Raw genomic sequence first — 21,696 nt, 5'->3', positions numbered from 1 at the left:
TAAATATTATATTTGCAAAAACACGATAATAACATGGAAGACAAAGGAAAAATACTTATAATAGACGACAATGAAGATGTGCTGTTTGCATTAAATCTTCTGCTGGAACCATATATGGAAAAGATTAAGGTAACTACTCAGCCATCGAGGATAAAGCACTTCATGGAAACTTTCAGTCCGGACGTGATACTTCTGGATATGAATTTCTGCCGCGACGCAATAAGCGGTAATGAGGGGTTTGAATATCTGGAACAAATATTGAGTATTGACCCTAAAGCTGTAGTGGTGTTCATGACAGCATACGCTGACACAGAAAAAGCTGTCAGGGCTATAAAGGCAGGTGCAACCGACTTCATCTCAAAACCCTGGGAAAAGGAGAAACTGCTTGCCACACTGTCGTCTGCAATAAAACTTAGCAAATCGAACAAAGAAATCAACAGATTGCGCGAACAGGTATCGGCTATGGGAAACGAATCGCCGATTTCGGACTTCATAGGAGAATCTCCGGCCGTAAGAAAGTTGAAGGACACGATATACAGACTGTCTGAGACGGATGCCAACATCTTGATTTTAGGCGAGAACGGTACGGGTAAGGATATGGTGGCACGTATGGTGAAGAACCTTTCGCCACGTGCCGGAGAAAGTTTTATCACCATAGACCTTGGGAGCATACCCGAACAGTTGTTCGAGAGTGAGCTTTTCGGATATGAAAAAGGCGCGTTTACAGACGCAAGAAAGTCAAAACCGGGAAGAATGGAAATGGCATCGGGAGGTACACTGTTTCTTGATGAGATAGGAAACCTGTCATTGCCAATGCAGGCAAAACTGCTCACTGCATTGGAGAAAAGGTATATCACAAGACTTGGAGGAGTGGAACATACACCGATAGACATACGTCTGATATCCGCCACCAACTCAAACCTTCAATCCATGATAGACGAAGGAAAGTTCCGCCAGGATCTCCTCTACCGCATAAACACCATTGAGCTTCACATTCCACCACTCAGGGAAAGAGGAAACGATATAATCCTGCTGGCAGAGCATTTCCTGAAGATATACAACAGGAAGTACAGAAAAGAAATCTCCAGTATCAACAGGGACGCAAAAAACAAACTCATGAAATATTCATGGCCGGGAAATGTGAGAGAACTTCAGCACATAATAGAAAGGGCTGTGATATTGAGCGACAACAGCTCGCTGCGTACTGACGACTTTATTTTCGCACATAATGCCAAGGAACAGAAAAGCCTGCCGGACGAGGAACTGAACCTAGAGACTTTGGAAAGGAAAGCTATAGAAAAGGCCATAAAGGTAACGAACGGGAATTACACTATGGCTGCCGAACTTTTAGGTATAAGCAGATTTGCACTTTACAGGAAAATAGACAAACTACAACTCTAATTCATCAGGTATGGGAAGATTCAATATCTACATATTGACAAATACAGTCGCACTGTTTCTGTGTATGGCAGGAACGGTTTACTGTATGCATACTAAACTCGTTTTCTCCTGTCTGCTTTGTTCTGTTTTATGTCTGCTCGTAATAATAAACATATACCGGCTGCAGAACAAACAGACAAAGATGATAAGGAAAGCCATAGAATGTCTGAAATCGAAAGACACAAGCAGTATAATAACTCCCCCTTTCAAGGACAAGGAGATATCTGAACTGGCAGAGACTCTGACGTTCATCATAAAGGATCTGAAAAGCTCTGCCATGGAAGACGAGACGAAATACCAGTACTATAAGAATCTAATGAACTGTGTAGATACCGCCGTAATCTCTACATATAAGGACGGAAGAATTATATGGATGAACAAGTCAGCAAAGAATATCTTAGGGCCGGAGGTATTCAAACTGCCGGAAGATATTCAAGATGCACTGAACAATAAGGAAAAGATAGTACACAGAAAGAAGCAGGAATCAACACTCGATTTATCTGTTTCATGTACCAGGATTTCTGTTCACGGACGGGAACAGTTCATAGTGAGCATGAGCAATATCCATTCTGCATTGGAGAAGAACGAGATGGAGGCATGGCAAAAACTCATCAGGGTGCTGACGCATGAGATTATGAATTCGATTACCCCTATCATTTCATTGTCGGACACTCTGCAAGAAAGAAGCGTAGAATTCCCGATAAACGAAAGTACCCAGAGAAATATTTCTCAGGGACTGGGAATAATAAACCGTCGCTGTAAGGGACTTATGGAATTTGTTGACAACTACAGAAAGCTTACTAGAATTTCAGCACCAGTAAAAAGCGAAATAAAAGTTTATGACTTTTTCAAGGACATCGAAGGACTTACAGCTACAGATTATATACATTTTATTCTAGAAGACAATGATATGACTCTATCAGCTGACAGGGCACAGTTGGAACAGGTATTCCTGAACATTATAAAAAATGCTACTGAAGCATGCAGAAAAACAGAAAATCCTAGAATAGAAGTATCAGCCGTATATCACAAAAACGATTCTATAAAATTCACCATATCCGACAACGGAGAAGGCATTATACCTGAAGTAAAGGAAAGAATCTTCGTTCCGTTCTTCACCACTAAACCAAACGGTTCAGGTATAGGCTTAAGCCTCTGCAAGCAGATAATTACCCTGCACGACGGATTAATAAATGTAGAATCAAAAGTCGGTTACGGAACAGTATTTACGATTATAATGGGAAAATCATGATTTTTTTCCGTCAGTCACATCAGACAGAATCTCACTCTGTGCGAAGTATTCAGGTTTCTCGGCATAAATATACATCACGCTTCCACCCTTTATTGCATCAATAATTGGTTTGGAAATCTTTTGAGGAAGCGCAGGACATCCAAGACTTCTACCCAGGCGTCCACCGCCCTTTATAACTGATGGATTGGCATACGATGCTCCATGAACCACTATGGCACGTTCCTTTGCCTTATCGTTTATCCCCTTTTCCAGTCCATTAAGGATAAGCGAATACCCGTTACCTCCGTTATAGGTAGTCTCAGTAAGATAGAATCCCAAAGAGCTTTTATAAGAACCATATTCATTTGAGAATGATGTGGCATAGTTCTCACCGCTGTTTCTGCCATGCGATACAAGAGAATTGAAAAGCATTTTGCGGTTCTTCATATCGAATACATAGAGACGCTTCTCTGTCGAGGGCTTGGAGAAATCTATAAGGGTAAGAATATCACGATGACGGTTTTCGATTTTCCTGTATCCTTCTACAGCCTGACGAAAAGCCTTATAATTGACAACTCCCTCAAGCTGCATAGATTCATAAAGGTTGGCACATTCGTCAACTTCTGAAGGAGAATGTACAAGCATACCACTGGCAAAAGACGGTGCCATGGCAGGAACTACAAAGCCGGAACAAACAAGAAATATAGATATTAATATATTGCGCATTATCAAAAATCCATGAAAAATTCAGGAGCAAAGATACTACTTTATATTAATATCTCTGAAAATCAGTTAGTTAAAAAACTCAATGAAATGTTATATCGAATATTCATTCAATTACTACAACCAGGCTTTCCTGCACCGGAGCCCAGTCGTAAACAAATTTGGCATGCGAAGTTGCATTACGAACGCACATGTGTGAACGCGGAGTGGTACCCAAACTCCAGCTGTATTCTATCATCTTTGTGGCAGGAACATTCACAGGCACTCCATGTATATATGCCCCATTGGTAAAACGGCTTGCATACGGCGCATAACCTCCTACTGCACTCGAACCATCCTTCAGAAAAATCATCTTCTGTTTCTTTTCCTGAATTAGATACATACCAAGCGGAGTCTCTTGAGCGTATGGAGGGTAATGACGTCCGGTAGTAGCAGGGTTAATGCTTCTCACCTTCCATTCTGCCTTTGCCACTCTTTCAAGAGTGGTTATATTCTGATCCCCACGGTCAACGAAAACGACATGATGGAAGTTTGTAGAATCGGAAAGCATCTTGACATATCTTTCCGGAACATACCATTCGTCATCGAACGTGGCAGGACGTATATGAATATATCCACCTTTTCTTCCAAGAACAGAAGCTAAAGAGCCGTCACGACCATAACGCTCGGGGGTAACGGTATCTGACAACAGATACAAAGGCACAGACTGATATCTTTCCACTCCCAAAGTATCAGATACACGCTTGTATTCATTTCTGACAAACCTTCTGACCAATGCAGCTTCACCGTTTCTGTTTCTGTAATTCTGTATGACACACCATTTACCCGATTCGGGTTCCATATTCTCGACGTATGCCAGACACTTCTTTATAACATCCCACTTTATGGAACGTACAGTGTCCTTGTAAGGATAAACATCCTCAAGAGTATATTTATCAAATAAAAGTTCTTTGGTGATTATTATGTCTTCTGCAGCTATCGGCTTTTCCTTAAACAGTTCTGTAATTGTGATACTTTCAAGTAATTCCTCTACCTTCTCCAGCGGGACAACACCTTCACCTTTTCTTATTTCGCATCCGGAAACAAGAAAAACAAGAAGTAAAGAAATTACAAATGCTTTCATAGTCGATTGATTATCTGTTTGACACAAAGATAGTATTTTAAAATTAGTTTACAATTACTAAACACAGATTTATTGTAATTATAAATTATTAAATCTCTGTATCTATATTTTCATCAATAAAACGCAAAGTTTCCACTTTTTCAAGACGAGCCCTAAGTTTAGGCATTGAAGATTTTCTGATTCTCAGCTTCATCAGGCAGTCCATATCATACGACTGTTCAAGAATCTCCGGCTCCTCTTCCTTCACAATCCTCATTACATCGTTCATAAAAGGATATTCAAAAGCAAAAGACACATCCTCATCAACAGTTTTCTCTATCACTACAGCTTCTTCAAGAGCCTGAGCGGCAGCAGTCTTGTATGCTACAATAAGACCACTAGTACCCAACTTTATACCTCCGAAATATCTCACCACAATAACAAGAATATCGGTAAGTCCGAAAGAATTTATCTGACCGAGTATAGGACGTCCTGCAGTACCGGAAGGCTCACCATTATCATTGGCACGGAAATCCTTTCTTTCAGCCCCAAGCATATAGGCATAGCACACGTGGCGGGCATCATAATATTTCTTCTGATATTCCTCAAGGTATGTTTTTATCTCCCCAAGTGTACGGACCGGAAGAGCTATGGCTATGAATTTGCTTCGCTTCTCAGTATATATTGATTCGGAAATCCCCTCAATTGTCTTATATGTGTCTCCCTGCTGCATTTTATGATGTTTTGAATGATAATGCAAAGGTAATTATTTAATGTTTACAAACAAAAAAGCCCGGCCATTTCAAAATGACCAGGCTCGTTAAAAGTAATCAGACAATGCTATTTATTAACACAGATATTAGCAGTTTCCCATTTATGTGTATCAGAACATTTAATATTCAAGACTTGATTTCCTACCTGCATACGGAAATCACCTTTCTCAAGTATCCATTTTCCGTCAGCACCTACAAAAGAAAGATCACTTCCTTTGATAGTCAATGTTACAGTTTTGGTCTCACCTGGCTGTAATTCCACTTTCTTGAATGCGCGCAGTCTGCGATTCTCTGGTGTGAGCGATGCTACCAAATCGCTGCTGAACAACATTACAACTTCTTTACCTGCAATCTTTCCAGTATTTGTAACGTCTATTGTAAATTCCAGTTTTTCGTTTTCAGTAAAAGTATCTTTGTTCACACGCAGATTTCTGTAATCGAAAGTAGTATAACTCAAACCGTAACCGAAAGGCCATTGAACAGAAATTACAGCATCATAATCGTATGCACCTTCCATCTTATCCATTTCCTCGCTTACACGATAATCGTATGTAGTAAGTTCAGCTTGGTTTCTTGGATATGTATATGGCATCTTAGCACTTGGATTTGCATCACCGGCAAGGATATTTGCCAATGCATCTCCACCATAATTACCAGGCAACAAGATATTAATTACACCGTCTGCCAAAGGTTCAATGTCACTTATAACACGTGGACGACCGCCATTTATTACAAGAACAATAGGCTTGCCTGTCGTAGCAAGAGCTTTAACAAGGTTACGCTGGTTTTCAGAGATTGCAAGGTCTGCCAGATTTCCAGGAGTCTCGCAATATGAATTTTCGCCTATACATGCGATGATTACATCTACATTCTTTGCTGCAGCCACAGCTTTTTCTATTTCAGGAGTGCTTTCTTCGTAATACGCTCCTTCGGCAACGTATGTAACTCCTTGTTCTAGGGTTACCAAATCAGCGCCAAACTTGTTGCTTACAGCTTCGTAGATGGTATTATACTCGCCTGCAAAGCGGTCGGCAAGATGCCCCTGCCATGTATAGCTCCATCCGCCGTTAAGGCATCTCATGGAATTTGCGTTAGGACCTGTCACAAGGATTTTCTTGCCTTTTGACAATGGTAATATGTTATTCTTGTTTTTCAGCAACACTTCTGATTCTTCAGCTGCTTTGAGTGCGATTGCGGCATGTTCCTTGCTTCCGAATTTAGGATAATCCTTATAATCAGTGTTAGGATTGTCAAAAAGTCCCAAGCGATATTTCAGACGAAGAATACGACGAACAGCATCGTCTATACGGCTCATAGGAACTCTACCTTCTTCTACCAATTCCTTCAACAGTGTACAGAAATCAAGATCATAAGGCTCCATAGCCATATCAATACCCGCATTGATTGCAATTTCTATTGCTTCCTTCTTGTTGGCAGCTACCTTTTCACGAGTATAAAGATTATTTATATCAGCCCAGTCTGTAATCAACATCCCGTCCCATGCCAAATCTTCTTTAAGCCATTCTGTAAGCAACTGCTTGTTGGCATGTACCGGCACACCATTGATAGAAGCACTGTTCACCATAATAGTAAGCGCACCAGTCTCAACACAAGCCTTGAATGGAGCAAAACACTTCTCTCTCAAATCAGATTCAGATATATAAGCCGGAGTACGGTCTTTACCAGTACGCGACATACTGTAACCAAGGTAATGCTTGACAGAAGCAGCTACACGGTCTTCTGAAACATGATTAGGGTCATCTCCCTGAAAACCACGAACAGCCTCACTGCCCATTATGGCATTAACCAGACAGTCCTCCCCATAATTTTCCCAAACACGCGACCAGCGAGGATCTCTTGCCATATCCACCGTTGGTGAATAAGTCCAAGGACAGTTGCTTGCTCGTGTCTCGTATGCAGTTATAACGGCCGACTCGTATGTCAGTTCAGGATTAAAGGATGCACCAAGATTGATATTCTGCGGGAAAAGCGTTCCACCAAGGGTATAAGTAGTACCATGATTCTGATCCAAGCCGTAAATACAAGGAATACCTATTTCCTTCATAGATACTTCCTGAATATAACCGATGATTTCTTTCCATTTCTCACGGCTTTGAGCAACCGGTCCGGGAGCATTCAGTACAGATCCGACCTTGTACTTTCCAATTGCATTTTTTACTTTTTCCTTATCCAGTTTGAACTCTCCGCCCACCACATTGCCAAGAACATCTATTGACAGTTCTGTCATCTGTCCGACCTTTTCTTCCAAGGTCATTCCCGCTAATGTAGCTTCAACCTTCTTCTCTATTTCTGTATCTTTCGTCAAACTGACAGGAGTTGCCGCCTGTACGAAGCAGGCAGCATTTCCTATTATTGACGATACAAATAATACTTTTCTTAAATTCATATTTATCAATTTTTTTCTTGGTAAATAAATTATTCTTCGTAAGTAATTCTATCAACGTAATATCCGAAACCTACACAAAGGAATCCATCTTGCGAATTCAACAAGTCAAGTATCTCTTGTGACATAATTATGTCACTAACACCGTCCGCATAAACATCAAACTCAGGGTACCCGGGAAGTTCTGTCCACCATCCGGAAGAGAATCTGATTTTATGATAGCTATCATCAGATTTAATTGAGTAATATACCTTTAATTTTGTTCCTACAGGCAAATTCTTCACATCATTCTGCACCGCATCAAACAACCTGTTTGGATTACCTTCAGGTAAATCCCATGATACATAGTGATGACCCTTCCATAATTCAACTTCCAATGGAGAGTCTTTTACCGTAACTGCAAGTTCTGTCTTTATCTCACCATCAATAAAGAAACTAACATTTTCTCCGGATTTGGATATACCTGTCAATACATAATCTCCGTCTGCAATTGCAGGTGAAATGAATGTAAGACGAGTTGAATACTGTTCAACGAATGTAGTGATTGTATTTCCACCCAATGACAACGAAACGACCTTGTCAAGATTCAAACCGGTAATAGTCCACTCAGCATCAGGACGCTTGTTTTCAGGTCCTGCAGTTATCAACGGCCGGGAAGTAACATCCATTGTATTAGCACCGTATCTATTGCCTTCCACATCAATAAATACCACACGATACTCACCGTCAGACAATTCTGAAGGAATTTTAAATTCAATATAACCATCTGATTCCACGTATGTTATATCAGAGATTTCCACTTCCTGATTAGTTTTAGACTCGGCAATGTTTATCTGCTTTAATGCTACTTTTGCAACCTTTTCAAGATTTGTTCCACTAAGACGTGCCCATCCTCCAGTTGCGACAATACGTTCAGATATTACTTCTTCACTCTGAGGATCTTCAGCCAAAGCTTTTATTTTTACAAGTCCTTCACGGAAAGTTGTTTTTCCTACAGGAGTTGAGACATCAACCCTAAGATGATAAACACCGGCATTAAGATTCATCTCGAGCGTCTTTTCTGTTCCGACTTCTTCACCGTCAAGAGTCCAAACCACAGAAGTGAAATCAGCAGGCGTAGTTGTTACCGTTATTGAGAACAATACATCCCTGTCTATTTCAGAAATAGTTCCCAGTCCACCATTAGCGTCACGCTCCGGAAACGTAGGGGCTATGATACGAGGCTCGTCATCTGCTGTTGCAGTAGAAAATGGCTCTTCTTCACTACAAGATGTAAAAGAGAAACCTGCACCGAGCAATATAAATAATATCCAATATATATTTTTCATTTTAATACGAAATTTAAATTGTTTAGTGTACTAGATTTTTATTCTTTATCCCACCATACAGGAATATTCCAACTGTTAGTTCCACCCATACGGTCCAAAGCTTCCTGATAACCTTCCTTGTTGTAAGAAGACTCAAGTATAGGATAGCACAAACGTACAGGAATGTCGTATCCACCAGTAAGCTTGTCTGCCGCATAACCATATTCTGCAGGAGATTTCAGCTTTGGATATCCTGAACGACGTATGTTAGCCCAACATTCTGACAGATTATGGAAGTGAAGAATCCAAGCCTGAGTATTTATTGCTTCTTTCTTGCCTTCGTCACTAAGAGCAGAAATAGGGTGATTTGCTATATAATCGTTTATATCCTGATCGTCAATTTCGCAATCATAGTTATCAACTAGAAATGCCATCGAAGCCTTAACTCCATTTTCGTAATGCTGCTCAACAGATGTAGCACCTACGTTCCATCCTTTAAGCTTAGCCTCGGCCAATAAGAACTCAACCTCAGCGTATGTCATCACAACACCCGGGTTGTCAGATTTAAGGAAATTCTGGGCCAATTTAGGACGGGTAGCATCCTGTAACCATGGATTTGAGTAATTCGTATTGTCAGGATACCTTTCCTTAAGGTCCGCTATAATTTCACTCCAATATCCATTATCCGGCCATGGTTCATACCAGAATTCACCCGGTTTAGAAGGGTTGAACTGTGCACCCAGTTCCAGCATTTCGTCTGTCAGATCAATACGGTTATTAGGATTTGACTGAGTCAGACCCTTGTCGAAATAACAACGGGTAAGTGCAAAAGTACGAGGGTCGTCATTGTCCTTCAAAGTATTGAAGAAAGTAGAACAGATATAAGTCTGATTATTTGCAGGGTCATTACCAAAATACAACTGTGACAAAGCGTTACGTCTGTAATCTGTATATGCTTCCTGACCAAAATTGAATGTAAGCTCCATATATTCAATCAATGCGTCATCATCAGCACTTGTCATATAGCCGGCAGGATCTGTAAATGCCTTTTCAAACTCTTCCTGCGCCTTCTGTGGAGAAACATCAGATATACGCATAGCATAACGCATACGAAGAGAATTTGCAAGCTTTTTCCATTTTCTTATATCTCCATTAAATATCACATCACCTGTGATTTCATCTTTCTTATCGTCTAAAGCGGCAGCGGCTTCAGTCAGTTCTGTAAAGAAACTGTTGTAGATTTCCTCTTGTGTATCATAACGAGGACTTGTAATACCACTGATAAAACCTCTGGCTGCCTCTGAGTATGGAGCATCACCGTATGTATCTGTTATGATAGACATAAGATATACTTTGTAAATCACAGCAGCGGCATGTATGTTCACTTTGTTCTCGTCACCTTCTGTCTTTACCTCAACATCTACAAGATTCTTGATTCCTGTAGTATAAAGATTTGTCCAAAAACGATTCATTTCGTTATTGTCAATTTTGTGCTGACCTCCGTAGTTTGTTGTATTCCAACATCCCATAAGCTGCTGCGTAAAGGCACCTATATAGCTTCGGTATATTTCTATCATTCCAAGGTCGCCGTATGTCTGTAGTTCGGCAAAAGTCAACTGTGAATTTGGGTCAATATTTTCAGCTTTCGACGGGTCTGTATTCATGTCATTCATGTATTCATCACTGCAAGCTGTAAAAGCAAGTGCTAATGCCATGCACATTGCTGTTTTTATATATGATTTGTAACGTTTCATTGTGTATTTCTTTTTGAAATGATTTAGGATTAATTAGAACTTAACGTTGACATTGAAACCATAGCTTTTACGTGAAGGCAATGAGCCATATTCCATACCCATACCTGTAGTATTGTTATAGTTCGAATCAGGATCGATATTAGGAATATTTTTCCAAACGATAAACGGATTACGTGCAACGAAGGACACTGTTAATCCTTGAACCTTATTCTTCAGCCATGTCTTAGGTAACGAATAACTCAATGTGATTTCACGACATTTAATGTATGAGTTGTCGTAAACGAACATTGACGGTGCATAACGGCTTATATTCATCCAATAATCCTCAGGATTTACGTAAATATCGTTAGGACGATATGTTCCGTCACCATTATCTATTACACCTGGAGCAATGAAACCACCTGTCGGTGTCCAATTTGCTTCGCTTATGCCTAAAGCTTTACGCTGTTCTTCTGATTTATACCATTCTTCGCGTCCTTCCAATGTTTCCAATGCTTTACCAGATTCGTATGCAGCACGAGCTGACATTGAATACAAATCGGCACCGACCTTAACATCGAATACGGCAGCAAGAGAGATATTCTTGTATGTGAAATTTGTTACAACACCACCTGTCCAGTCCCATGAAGCGTTACCCAATATATGGTTACTGTTATCGTATTGTGGCAAACCAGTGCTTGGATCAATCAAAATATCACCATTTTCATTGCGTTTGAAGTCCGGACCAATAATTGAACCAAAATTTTCTCCTACTACAGCTGCAATCTGCACATCCTGCCATGTAGCCTTTTCCAGTTCAAATAAGTCGATGCCGTCAACCAATTCCTTAACCTTATTGTTGTTCTTAGAGAAGTTGATGTTCAAATCCCATGAAAAGTCCTTTGTCTGAATAGGACGAGTGTTCAAAGCAATTTCAATACCGTTGTTCTGGATTTCACCGGCATTAATCATACGATATGTATAACCGGAAGCCCATGAACTAGCCATAGCCATAATCTGATTTCTACTAGTCTGGTTATAGTAAGTGAAATCCAGACCGATACGGTTATTCAGGAATTTCAATTCCAATCCCATTTCGTATGAATTGGTTCTTGTAGGCTTTAAATCACGATTAGGGATAGTACTGTTACTGATAGAACCTAAAGTATATCCTGGATAAGTAAATTTAGATTTCGTATATACCAGTCCCAACTGATAAGGATCTGTATCGCTACCCACTTGTGCCCATGAAACACGTAGTTTACCGTAAGGCAGAAGATTGTGATTCTTGATAAGTTCAGAGAATACAAAGCTACCAGAGAATGAAGGATAGATATATGTATTGTTATTCAAAGGCAATGTGGAAGAACGGTCTCCGCGCAATGTAGCATCAAGATATATCAGGTGTCTCCATCCAACATTAACTGCACCATAAATAGAATTTATCTGTTTTCTGTAATAATTCTGTTCCACACTTGTTTCGTTAAAGCTCATAAGCGCCACCGTTTCACGTATCTTCATATCCTGAGCTGTAGTAATTGTAGTCTCATTATTCACTTTATACAAGTTGGCACCCAATGTCGCATTGAAATCGAAATCACCCCAAGAGTTGTTATACAGAGCCAACATTTCGAAGTTGTACATACGGTTTCTGAAATTGCTTATCTGCAATCTGCCGGCTTCATAACCAGGAGTTGTAGGAGCCTTGAAATCCTCAAACTTAAACCAGTTGAATTCAGCTCCGACTGTACCCTGAAGTTTAAAATGATCTGTAACGTTCCATATTGCCTTGCCATTGAAACGGAACTGATCTTTATCCGATTGGTTTGAATTCTTGTAAACATCCCAATAAGGGTTTACATTGTATGGATCCAAACCATTCCAGTTAGAGTATTCACCGTTTGCATCCTGGTATGTTTTCAACCATTCCTGGTCATATGTAGTGGCAAGAGTCATAAGATTTTTACCGACATTACCTTTGCTGTCACCAAGTGCAGGACGATTCTTTACCGATTCGCGTGTATAGTTTGTACTGAAATCCAAATCAACTTTTCCCATACTAGTATTCGCACGCAAATTGAATATGTTACGGCTCATATTTGTATTAGGAACTATATCCTTATTACGCATATCAGTGTAAGTAAAACGTACTCCCGACTTTCCATGGCTCGAACTTAAAGTTAATGTATTTGTTGCAGTCAAACCTGTACGGAAGAAACCAGATACGTTATCAGGAATAATCAGATACGGACGCGAAACGCCATCAAAATAATCAAGCATATTTGAACCGTCGGCTTTTGGTCCCCAACTCTTATTTGTATTTGCAACAGCATTTATACTGTAAGTGCCATCACTACCCATACCATATATTTGCTGAACTTCGTTCCATTTAGCAAGTTGAGTTTCAAATGTCATTGTACCATTATACTCAACACTCATACGTTCACCATCCTTACCGCTAGCCTTCTTTGTAGTGATAAGAATTACACCGTGACTGGCACGGCTACCATACAACGCTGAAGCAGCAGGACCTTTAAGAACAGACATATTCTCGATATCATCAGGGTTAATGCTTGAAATACCGTCACCCAAGTCATAACCTCCTTCCGTACCGGCACTGCCATAGTTTGTATTATCCAAGGGTACTCCATCAATGACATACAGAGGTTGGTTGTTTCCTGTCATTTCTGTATTACCACGCAAAAGTACACGTGTAGAACCTGAAGGACCACCTGCAGTCTGACTGACAACCAAACCCGGTACACGACCAGCCATTGAGTTAATGACATTGGTTTCCTTAGCCTTTGTCAGTGCTTCACCTTTTACTTCATCTACACCATAACCAAGCGCCTTACGCTCACGCTTTATACCCAACGCTGTAACGACTACCTCACTCAACACCTTACTATCTTCCTCGAGAGTGATATCTAGTGGTGAAGTACCAACTTTTACTTCTTTTGTTTTGTAACCGACATAACTTACCACCAATGTGGCCCCCGGCTGTACATTCAGAACAAAGTTACCATCCATGTCAGTAATGGTTCCATTTGTTGTTCCTTTTTCAACAATCGAAGCTCCGATTATCGCTCCCATCGCATCTTTAACATTACCGGAAACCTGTCGATTCTGTTGCATTATTGCAAGATTGACTTCTGCAACTCCGGCATTCACTTGCGGTATTCCTCCCAAAAGAGACAAGGACAATGTACCGCAATACAATGTGTACTTGTAGTTTAATCTTCTCATAAGTTTTTAATAAGTAATAGTATTAAGATTAATTATATATTTTCACCCAGTCGATAAACATTTGGGCTTTTTCTCCATCCTTCAATGCTGTAATCTGTGCCGGATCTGTAATGCCTGGAAAATCTCCGCCAACTGCAAGATTAAGCAATAAATAGAATTTATCATTAAAATACTCAAAACGACCACTGTCAGGTCCGATATTGAATGTCTTAATTAATATATCATCAACCTTTACGATAAGTTCATTTTCATTCCACTCCAAAGAATAGACATGATAGTTGCCATCTTGTAGACTTTTCTCCATTGTCTTGGTTTGGAATACCTGTTCATGTCCTTCGACATTAGGACCATAATGAATTGCGGTATTGATATATGTTTCTGTTGTATTATTGGCTATGCCTGCTTTTTCTCCCATCTCCATTATATCAATCTCACCACAGGCAGGCCACTGCCTATCGTTGTCGCCCATCATCCAAAATGCAGGCCATAATCCGTTTGCTGTTTTAGGGAGTTTTATACTTGCTTCTACTTTACCATATTGAAAACTTTTCTTGCCTTTGCTGTTTACACGACCTGAATAAAATTTATCCCCTTCTTTTTTGGCCGTAAGAATAAGAACTGACTTATCTCCATCTTTACCTACACTAACACATGCTTCGATATACTCCTGAAGTTCATTGTTCACCCACCCAGGCTCATGAGTTTCTTTTGTCCAAACAGAATTATCAAATGTGTTGAAGTCTTCTGTAAACACGAGTTTCCACTGTTTCGAGGGTTCATCTTCATCTCCTGGTTGCTCATCAGGCAGCTCAGGTTCCTCCTCCTGTCCTTCATTATCATCTTTGATTTCCTCTTCCGGATTATCAGGCTTTACCGGTTCATTATTTGTCGAACACGATTGCAGATTTACTCCAAAAAAGAATAATAGAAATAAAATTACTGTTTTCATTACCGATAGTTTTTTGGTTAAACATTATGTATTTTCACTTTCTCTTTTACTGTTAACTAAAGATTACATTCAGCTTCCAAGCTGTTGGCAAAATTGGGTATAAACCTGTTTTTCAGGGTTTGAATGCTAACAGAAAAGGGTTGAAAACTATCATTTTTGCTTTTTTACCAAGAAAACATATAAAAATCGGGCTGACAAATCAATAAATGTTCATAAATAAGACATTATTAATTTGTCAGCCCGTAATATAAATATAGAACTATCTATTAGTTTTGCTCCAGAAACTTGCTTGGTGATATACCAAATTGTTTCTTGAACAATATACTGAAATATTTAGAATTCACAAATCCAGTTTCAGCGGCTACATCTGCCACGGGCTTTCCTTGTTTCAATAGTTCTGCCGCTCTCTGAAGACGAATCAGACGTATGAAGTCCTGCGGTGCCTTTCCTGTAAGCGATTTTAAACGGTTGTAGAACAAGGTACGGCTCATAGCCATTTCCTGGCACAATTGGTTAATACTAAATTCTTCATCATCCATATTATCCATGACGAGTTGTGTTGCATGCTTGATAAAATTCAAATCATCCTCTGATACCGGTACAGCATCATTCTGAACATTGCCACCGTCTGTTTGCCTTATTTCGTCCTTACTGTTCAAAGTATCAATGGCAACAGTTTCATTTTTCTCTATTTGTGCCACCACATTTTTCAGAACATATTCACGAAGATGATTTCTGGTTTCGAGAATACTATGAACCTTCAATCTTAAAATTTCTGCACTGAAAGGTTTAGGAATATAGTCGTCCGCTCCACTTTTCAGACCGTTAACCATGGCGTCATGGGTTACTTTGGCAGTAAGCAATATAAACGGTATGCCGGATGTTTGTGGATTTTCCTTTACTATACGACAAAGCTCGTCACCCTGGATACCAGGCATCATAACATCCGACAGAATAAGATCCGGATATTCTTCTGCCAAACATTCCAAAGCCTTACTTCCATCAGATACATCTATAACCCGATAATCACGTTCAAAAATCTTCTTTAAATAACAGCGTAGTTCATCATTATCCTCAACTATAAGCAATGTATCCAAAGATTCTTTAATATTTTCAGAATCATCACCAATATACTCAGTTCTATTTTCTATAACCGGAGATATCTGTTTATGTATAACATTATCACCAAAAGAAGAATCAATATCAGCATTGCGTAACGTAACATAGAACGTACTGCCCTTGTTTACTTCAGATTTGTATGAAATTTTGCCATGCATCATATTCACCAAACGCTGTACCTGCAACAGCCCGAATCCTGTGCCGGGTTCGTTTGTCTGTCTTGCATTAACAGCACGATAAACATTCTTGAACAGCTGTCTGCCGGCATCAGCCGGAATGCCAATACCTGTGTCTTGAACCTCTATAACTACATTCTTTTTATCAGATAAAAGTGACAGGCTGATTGTCCCATTTGCCAAGGTATATTTGCAAGCATTCGAAATAAGATTGTCAAGCAACATTTCCATCATCTGCTCATCTGCCATTGCAAACACATCATGTTCAGGCAAAGATATCTTTATATGCAATTGTTTCTTATCACAATACGACTGGAAGCTTACACATTCCTTCACTAATAAATCGTTGATATTTATAGGTTTAAGAGTTACATCTTTCTTATTTGTGTCTATTTTCTCAAACTCAAGCAATTGACTTACAAGCGTATGTAGTTTACGTGTATTATTACGCGCTGTTTCCAACAAGTAACTTACATCATCCGAAAGGTCTTTTTCCTTACTAAGATCTTCCAAAGGAGCCATAATAAGTGTTACAGGAGTCCGTATATCGTGTGCTGTCTCTACAAAGAACTTTATTTTGTCCTCATTATGCCTTTTCTGAAGCTGATTACTCTTATATCTAAGTATGAAATAAAATATACCGAGAACTAAAGACAAATATATTATCCATGCATACCATGAATTCCACCACGGCTGATTGATGTTTATTGAAAGTGAATCTTCTGAAATGATTTCTCCGTTACTTTTTCTTAAACTTCTGACTTTCAAGGTATACATTCCCGGAGAAACATTAGTATATCTGACAGTTCCATTCGAATACACCGCACTCCATGATTTTTCATACCCTTCAAGAATATACTGATAAGCTATATCATGCTGAAAACGATAATTTATTGACTCAAAAGTAACAGAAAATGAATTATAACTGTAATCAAGATCAACCTTCTTATCCATGAGCATTGCATAAATGGACGGACGCATCTGTATTTCCTTCTCGGGAGAAATATACTCCAATTTTAAATCTGTTATCCTGACAGGTGCGTCGTATTCCTCAACAGCCATCGCATCAGGAGTTATAAAAATAGCCCCATAAGTACTTCCATAAGCAAACCTACCATCAGAAAGTTTGATACATGCCGATTTGTTATATGTCTTATCTGTATCATGAATATAATTCAGATTTGAAACCTTCAGGGCATTTACAACGGCAAGACCTTTACCTGTGCTTGCCCAAATACGCCCTTTATTATCACGTTGCAAGCTATATATGTCGTCCGATAGCAAACCTTCTTTAGTGGTAATAGTCTTTACATCACCTGAATTCATATCATACAGATTCAGTCCACCTCCTTCCGTGCCAAGCCATACAGTACCGTCACCATTAAACAACATTGAAATGATATAAGCACTGACATTCTTATCATTGAACTCACTGGTTGTGGCATAACGTCTGAACTGAGATGTATATTTTTCTACAATACAAAAACCATTTACTGTAGCAACGGCCATTCTCAAAGAATCAACTTCTTCCATGGAATGAACCCAGTTTATATCAAACTCATTTTTACGTTTTCCTTGTTTGTCGGCTATAATTAAATTTCCGTCAAGTCCCCCAATCCAAAGATCTCCGTCCTTGTCCTCCTTCACTGAGAAAATATAATTTGTAGTAAGTCCTCCCGGCTTTTGAGTATGATGTCTTATCACACGCCCGTCTTTATCTATCAGGTACAAACCGTCACCATAAGTTCCAGCCCAGATATTTCCATCACCAGAACTACATAAATCTACTATTACAATAGATTTTAATATATGTTTCCAACGATGATCTGACTTATTCCTAATACTTATACCATCATCCGTGGCAAACCACAAATCATGATTTATATTCTCCTCTATATCATTCACATTATTATTTACCAACGACTGCGGATTTCCCCGTTCATGTGTCATTATATTGATAGGATACTTCAAAGAAATAGCCACAGACACTCCACCAGTGTAACTGCCTATCCATATATTATCCTGAAAGTCTTTGGTTACGGCATAGATTCCATTGCCACGTAAAAAGAACTCCCCACTATCCTCTGTATTTACAAACAACTTTGTATCTGAGGTATGTTTGTCCACAAAATATACTCCGCCACCGTCTATTCCAACAAGTATTCTGTTATTGTCATAAGGAGTAATGGCGCGAATAGGATTTAAAAAAGACAGATGTTGACCTTTTATACGATGCAATGAATAATTTCCGAGATCCAGAGTCCACAATCCGCTGTTGAACGTACCAATCCACAACTTATTTTCAGACTTATCGAAATAAAGAGTTTGTACATTTTTATCTTCAACAAGTTGATTTGAAACAGAATCTTCCCTACATGATAAACGAAAAACTCCATTCGATGTACCAACAAATAAAGAATCACACAAACATGCTATGTCATTTATATAATTGTCTTCTAAAACGCAACATAAAGCACCATCTGACTTTTTCGAATATAATCCTCTACTCAATCCAAACCAAAGCGTTCCATTTTCATCAGAAAATATTTTATTAAGAATAATTTCCCCCTCAATATACTCACCCAAAAACAAATATAATTCAAAGCTGTCCGTATTCGGTTGATATTTATATATTCTCCCGGTATGATCGTATGCCAAAAGTCCCAGTTTATTATCAAAATTAAGCCTGATTATTCTCCCTGCCAAATCACCATAATAGTAATTAGCAGATAATGAATAATTTTTTACTGTACGACCATTATATCTGTCCACTCCAGTTCTGGTTGAAATCCACATCACATTGTCATTATCCTCAACTATCGAGAATACTCTTTCGCTACTCAATCCATCAGTGCGCCCGATGTGACGAACACTAAACATACCGTCAAACGATTCGGCATATAAAGCATAAACAGACAACACAAAAGATATGACTAATAAGATATATTTTAAATTTATCTTCATATATTAAATCAACGGACACTTACATCCTTAAATTTCACAAAGGCTAATATGATACAAATATAGCGAAAATATATCAAATACTATATTTAGTTAACCTATTTCTAACATTATCTGAGAAAGCATCAAATGCTACAGACAGTTACAGGCCAATAATATTACCTAATTTAAAGACATACAGACTACATTAATATTGTTTAAACCGTATTATATATTCCAATATACACAATTGCGCCTGATGAATACAGGTGAACTTAGTTCACTTTATTTTCATCAGGCGCCAAACAAATATCAATAAAATAAAAATACTGGCATCATTCCAACTTATGTATAATCAGTCCCGAACGAAGCTTAGGCTCGAACCATGTAGTCTTCGGCGGCATGATGTTTCCCGTATCGGCAATATCCATCAACTGTTTCATCGATACCGGATAAAGGGCAAGCGCCATTGCCATTTCACCACTGTCAACTCTTTTCTTCAGTTCGCCCAAACCACGGATACCTCCAACGAAGTCTATACGCTTGTCCGAACGCAAATCCTTTATACCAAGTATCTCGTCAAGAATCAGGTTTGAAGAAATAGTCACATCAAGCACTCCTATAGGGTCATTGTCATCGTATGTTCCCGGTTTAGCTGTAAGACTATACCATTTTCCTGCAAGATACAAAGAGAAATTATGAAGTGATGAAGGCTTATAGATGCTTTCACCCTTTTCCTCAACTATAAAGTCTTTCTCCAATGCTTTCAGGAATTGTTCGGCTGTCAGACCATTCAAATCCTTTACCACACGGTTATAGTCGATAATAGTCAACTGCGATGCAGGGAAACATACAGCCATGAAGTAATTATACTCTTCATCGCCCTTGTGATTTGGATTTTGGGCTGCTTTTTCGGCACCTACCAATGCTGCTGCGGCACTTCTGTGATGACCGTCGGCTATATACAGAGCCGGCATATCAGCAAACAAAGCAGTAATCCTGTCTATATCGTCCTTTTCATCAATAACCCATAATGTATGACCGAATCCGTCGCCCGGAGCTATGAAGTCATATTCCGGCTCGCGTGCAGTATATTTAGCAACGATGGCATCAAGTTCGGCATGATCGGGATATGCAAAGAATACAGGCTCGATGTTCGCATTGTTCACACGGACATGCTTCATACGGTCCTCTTCCTTGTCGCGGCGTGTAAGCTCATGCTTCTTTATTACGCCATTCATATAGTCAGGCACGTATGCGCCCACAACAAGACCATACTGAGTCTTTCCGTTCATGGTCTGTGCATATACATAATAGTTTTCTTTATCGTCCTGCACCAGCCATCCCTTTTCCTGGAACATCTTGAAATTCTCAACGGCTTTGTCATATACAGCTGAATCATGCTCGTCAGTTCCAACCGGGAAATCTATTTCCGGCTTGATGATATGGTATAATGACTTTTCATTACCCTTAGCCTCTTCACGCGCCTCTTCTGAATTCAATACATCGTATGGTCGGGAAGCCACTTCCTCTACCATTGATTTAGGTGGGCGTACGCCCTTGAAAGGTTTAATTACAGCCATAGGCAATGATTTTTATTTGTTTACACGGAATTTCTCGCAACCATCCTTGAAGTATGCCACAATCTGTTTTGCAGCAGCAATACCTGCATTGATATTAGCCTCAGCAGTCTGGGCACCCATTTTTTTAGGAGTAGAGAAATATCTGCCGGCACATTTAGCGGCAAACTCTTCATTCTTTTCTGGCATAATGTCTGTTACATACTTCAAGTCCTGACGTTCTTCCATCAGTTTCAGAAGTCCTTCTTCGTCGATAACTTCTTTTCTTGCAGTATTGACAAGCAAACCGTTCTTTGGCATCAGGTTCACCAAGTCATAATTGATAGATTTGCGTGTTTCAGGAGTAGCAGGAATATGAAGTGAAATGACATCACAATTCTTGTAAAGCTCATCTGCAGAATCTACAGGAGTGACACCGTCAGCCTTGATAGCTTCCTTAGGACAGAAAGCATCGTAAGCATAAATATCCATGCCGATGCCTTTGGCGATACGGGCTACATTACGTCCCACATTACCGTATGCATGAATACCAAGTTTCTTGCCCATAAGTTCTGTACCCGCCTTACCGTTATAGAAATTGCGGACAGCCATAATCATCATACCGAAAGCAAGTTCCGCCACAGCGTTTGAGTTCTGTCCCGGAGTGTTCATCACACATACATCGTGAGCAGTAGCCTCAGCCAAATCAACATTATCGTATCCGGCACCTGCACGGACTACAATCTTCAGTTCTTTGGCAGCGTCAAGCACTTCCTTATCCACAATATCGCTTCGAATAATAATGGCGTTTACATCTTTTACTGCATCAAGCAATTGAGCTTTCTCTGTATATTTCTCAAGCAACACGAGTTCATAACCAGCTGCTTCTATTTCCTTACGAATACCATCCACAGCAACCTTGGCGAATGGTTTTTCTGTTGCAATCAAGACTTTCATGTGTAGTAAAATTTAAGTGATATAAAGATAAAAAGGA

General features: G+C 39.5%; 13 protein-coding genes. 2 read left to right on the top strand and 11 right to left on the bottom strand.

Annotated elements, in window-relative coordinates; translation table 11 throughout:
• The first annotated feature begins 33 nt into the window (after positions 1 to 33).
• Both NW213_RS02750 and NW213_RS02745 read left to right on the top strand, forming a co-directional pair.
• Positions 34 to 1,401 carry a sigma-54 dependent transcriptional regulator gene (locus NW213_RS02750; protein WP_258321775.1) on the top strand — a complete coding sequence of 456 codons (1,368 nt, stop codon included), beginning with the start codon at positions 34 to 36 and terminating at the stop codon, positions 1,399 to 1,401.
• A gap of 10 nt (positions 1,402 to 1,411) precedes the next feature.
• Positions 1,412 to 2,692 (top strand): PAS domain-containing sensor histidine kinase, encoded by a 1,281-nt coding sequence (locus tag NW213_RS02745; protein ID WP_258321774.1) that lies wholly within the window; start codon positions 1,412 to 1,414, stop codon positions 2,690 to 2,692.
• Here NW213_RS02745 and NW213_RS02740 read toward each other — a convergent pair.
• The 11 genes from NW213_RS02740 to NW213_RS02690 form a co-directional block, all read right to left on the bottom strand.
• Positions 2,687 to 3,316 carry a murein L,D-transpeptidase catalytic domain family protein gene (locus tag NW213_RS02740; RefSeq protein WP_289074194.1) on the bottom strand — a complete coding sequence of 210 codons (630 nt, stop codon included), beginning with the start codon at positions 3,314 to 3,316 and terminating at the stop codon, positions 2,687 to 2,689. The two genes, NW213_RS02745 and NW213_RS02740, sit on opposite strands and share 6 nt — an antisense overlap.
• 184 nt (positions 3,317 to 3,500) lie before the next feature.
• Entirely contained in the window at positions 3,501 to 4,517 is a 1,017-nt protein-coding gene (locus NW213_RS02735) for a L,D-transpeptidase (RefSeq protein WP_258321773.1), read from the bottom strand.
• 88 nt (positions 4,518 to 4,605) lie between these two features.
• Positions 4,606 to 5,229, bottom strand: a complete 624-nt coding sequence (locus NW213_RS02730) for a YigZ family protein (RefSeq protein WP_258321772.1) — start codon at positions 5,227 to 5,229, stop codon at positions 4,606 to 4,608.
• 107 nt (positions 5,230 to 5,336) lie between these two features.
• A complete protein-coding gene (locus NW213_RS02725; protein ID WP_258321771.1) occupies positions 5,337 to 7,676 on the bottom strand; it encodes a glycoside hydrolase family 3 N-terminal domain-containing protein in 2,340 nt (779 codons plus the stop codon).
• 29 nt (positions 7,677 to 7,705) lie between these two features.
• Positions 7,706 to 9,001: a hypothetical protein gene (locus NW213_RS02720; protein WP_249052283.1), complete on the bottom strand. Its 1,296-nt coding sequence runs from the start codon at positions 8,999 to 9,001 to the stop codon at positions 7,706 to 7,708.
• Between the two features lie 38 nt (positions 9,002 to 9,039).
• Positions 9,040 to 10,734 carry a SusD/RagB family nutrient-binding outer membrane lipoprotein gene (locus NW213_RS02715; protein ID WP_288316367.1) on the bottom strand — a complete coding sequence of 565 codons (1,695 nt, stop codon included), beginning with the start codon at positions 10,732 to 10,734 and terminating at the stop codon, positions 9,040 to 9,042.
• 33 nt (positions 10,735 to 10,767) lie between these two features.
• Positions 10,768 to 13,959, bottom strand: a complete 3,192-nt coding sequence (locus NW213_RS02710; RefSeq protein WP_258321769.1) for a SusC/RagA family TonB-linked outer membrane protein — start codon at positions 13,957 to 13,959, stop codon at positions 10,768 to 10,770.
• Positions 13,960 to 13,987: 28 nt separating this feature from the next.
• Positions 13,988 to 14,908: a family 16 glycosylhydrolase gene (locus NW213_RS02705; RefSeq protein ID WP_154044451.1), complete on the bottom strand. Its 921-nt coding sequence runs from the start codon at positions 14,906 to 14,908 to the stop codon at positions 13,988 to 13,990.
• Between the two features lie 266 nt (positions 14,909 to 15,174).
• Positions 15,175 to 19,167, bottom strand: coding sequence for a hybrid sensor histidine kinase/response regulator transcription factor (locus tag NW213_RS02700; RefSeq protein WP_258321768.1), 3,993 nt, complete (start codon positions 19,165 to 19,167; stop codon positions 15,175 to 15,177).
• Positions 19,168 to 19,478: 311 nt separating this feature from the next.
• Positions 19,479 to 20,726: a DUF1015 domain-containing protein gene (locus tag NW213_RS02695; protein WP_258321767.1), complete on the bottom strand. Its 1,248-nt coding sequence runs from the start codon at positions 20,724 to 20,726 to the stop codon at positions 19,479 to 19,481.
• A gap of 12 nt (positions 20,727 to 20,738) precedes the next feature.
• Complete coding sequence (locus NW213_RS02690; RefSeq protein ID WP_258321766.1) at positions 20,739 to 21,659, bottom strand: NAD(P)-dependent oxidoreductase; 921 nt, start codon at positions 21,657 to 21,659, stop codon at positions 20,739 to 20,741.
• Between the last annotated feature and the right edge of the window lie 37 nt (positions 21,660 to 21,696).

Origin of the sequence: Bacteroides sp. ET336, from assembly GCF_024733815.1 — a bacterium.
GTDB lineage: Bacteria > Bacteroidota > Bacteroidia > Bacteroidales > Bacteroidaceae > Phocaeicola > Phocaeicola cellulolyticus.
Note: the sequence above shows the minus strand (reverse complement) of the source record. Positions and strands in the feature narration are given on the sequence as shown.

Excerpts from the sequence above, each read along its gene's own strand:
- NW213_RS02750 (WP_258321775.1), top strand. The coding sequence starts at position 34 with ATGGAAGACAAAGGAAAAATACTTATAATAGACGACAATGAAGATGTG.
- NW213_RS02745 (WP_258321774.1), top strand. The coding sequence starts at position 1,412 with ATGGGAAGATTCAATATCTACATATTGACAAATACAGTCGCACTGTTT.
- NW213_RS02740 (WP_289074194.1), bottom strand. The coding sequence starts at position 3,316 with ATGCTTGTACATTCTCCTTCAGAAGTTGACGAATGTGCCAACCTTTAT.
- NW213_RS02735 (WP_258321773.1), bottom strand. The coding sequence starts at position 4,517 with ATGAAAGCATTTGTAATTTCTTTACTTCTTGTTTTTCTTGTTTCCGGA.
- NW213_RS02730 (WP_258321772.1), bottom strand. The coding sequence starts at position 5,229 with ATGCAGCAGGGAGACACATATAAGACAATTGAGGGGATTTCCGAATCA.
- NW213_RS02725 (WP_258321771.1), bottom strand. The coding sequence starts at position 7,676 with ATGAATTTAAGAAAAGTATTATTTGTATCGTCAATAATAGGAAATGCT.
- NW213_RS02720 (WP_249052283.1), bottom strand. The coding sequence starts at position 9,001 with ATGAAAAATATATATTGGATATTATTTATATTGCTCGGTGCAGGTTTC.
- NW213_RS02715 (WP_288316367.1), bottom strand. The coding sequence starts at position 10,734 with ATGAAACGTTACAAATCATATATAAAAACAGCAATGTGCATGGCATTA.
- NW213_RS02710 (WP_258321769.1), bottom strand. The coding sequence starts at position 13,959 with ATGAGAAGATTAAACTACAAGTACACATTGTATTGCGGTACATTGTCC.
- NW213_RS02705 (WP_154044451.1), bottom strand. The coding sequence starts at position 14,908 with ATGAAAACAGTAATTTTATTTCTATTATTCTTTTTTGGAGTAAATCTG.
- NW213_RS02700 (WP_258321768.1), bottom strand. The coding sequence starts at position 19,167 with ATGAAGATAAATTTAAAATATATCTTATTAGTCATATCTTTTGTGTTG.
- NW213_RS02695 (WP_258321767.1), bottom strand. The coding sequence starts at position 20,726 with ATGGCTGTAATTAAACCTTTCAAGGGCGTACGCCCACCTAAATCAATG.
- NW213_RS02690 (WP_258321766.1), bottom strand. The coding sequence starts at position 21,659 with ATGAAAGTCTTGATTGCAACAGAAAAACCATTCGCCAAGGTTGCTGTG.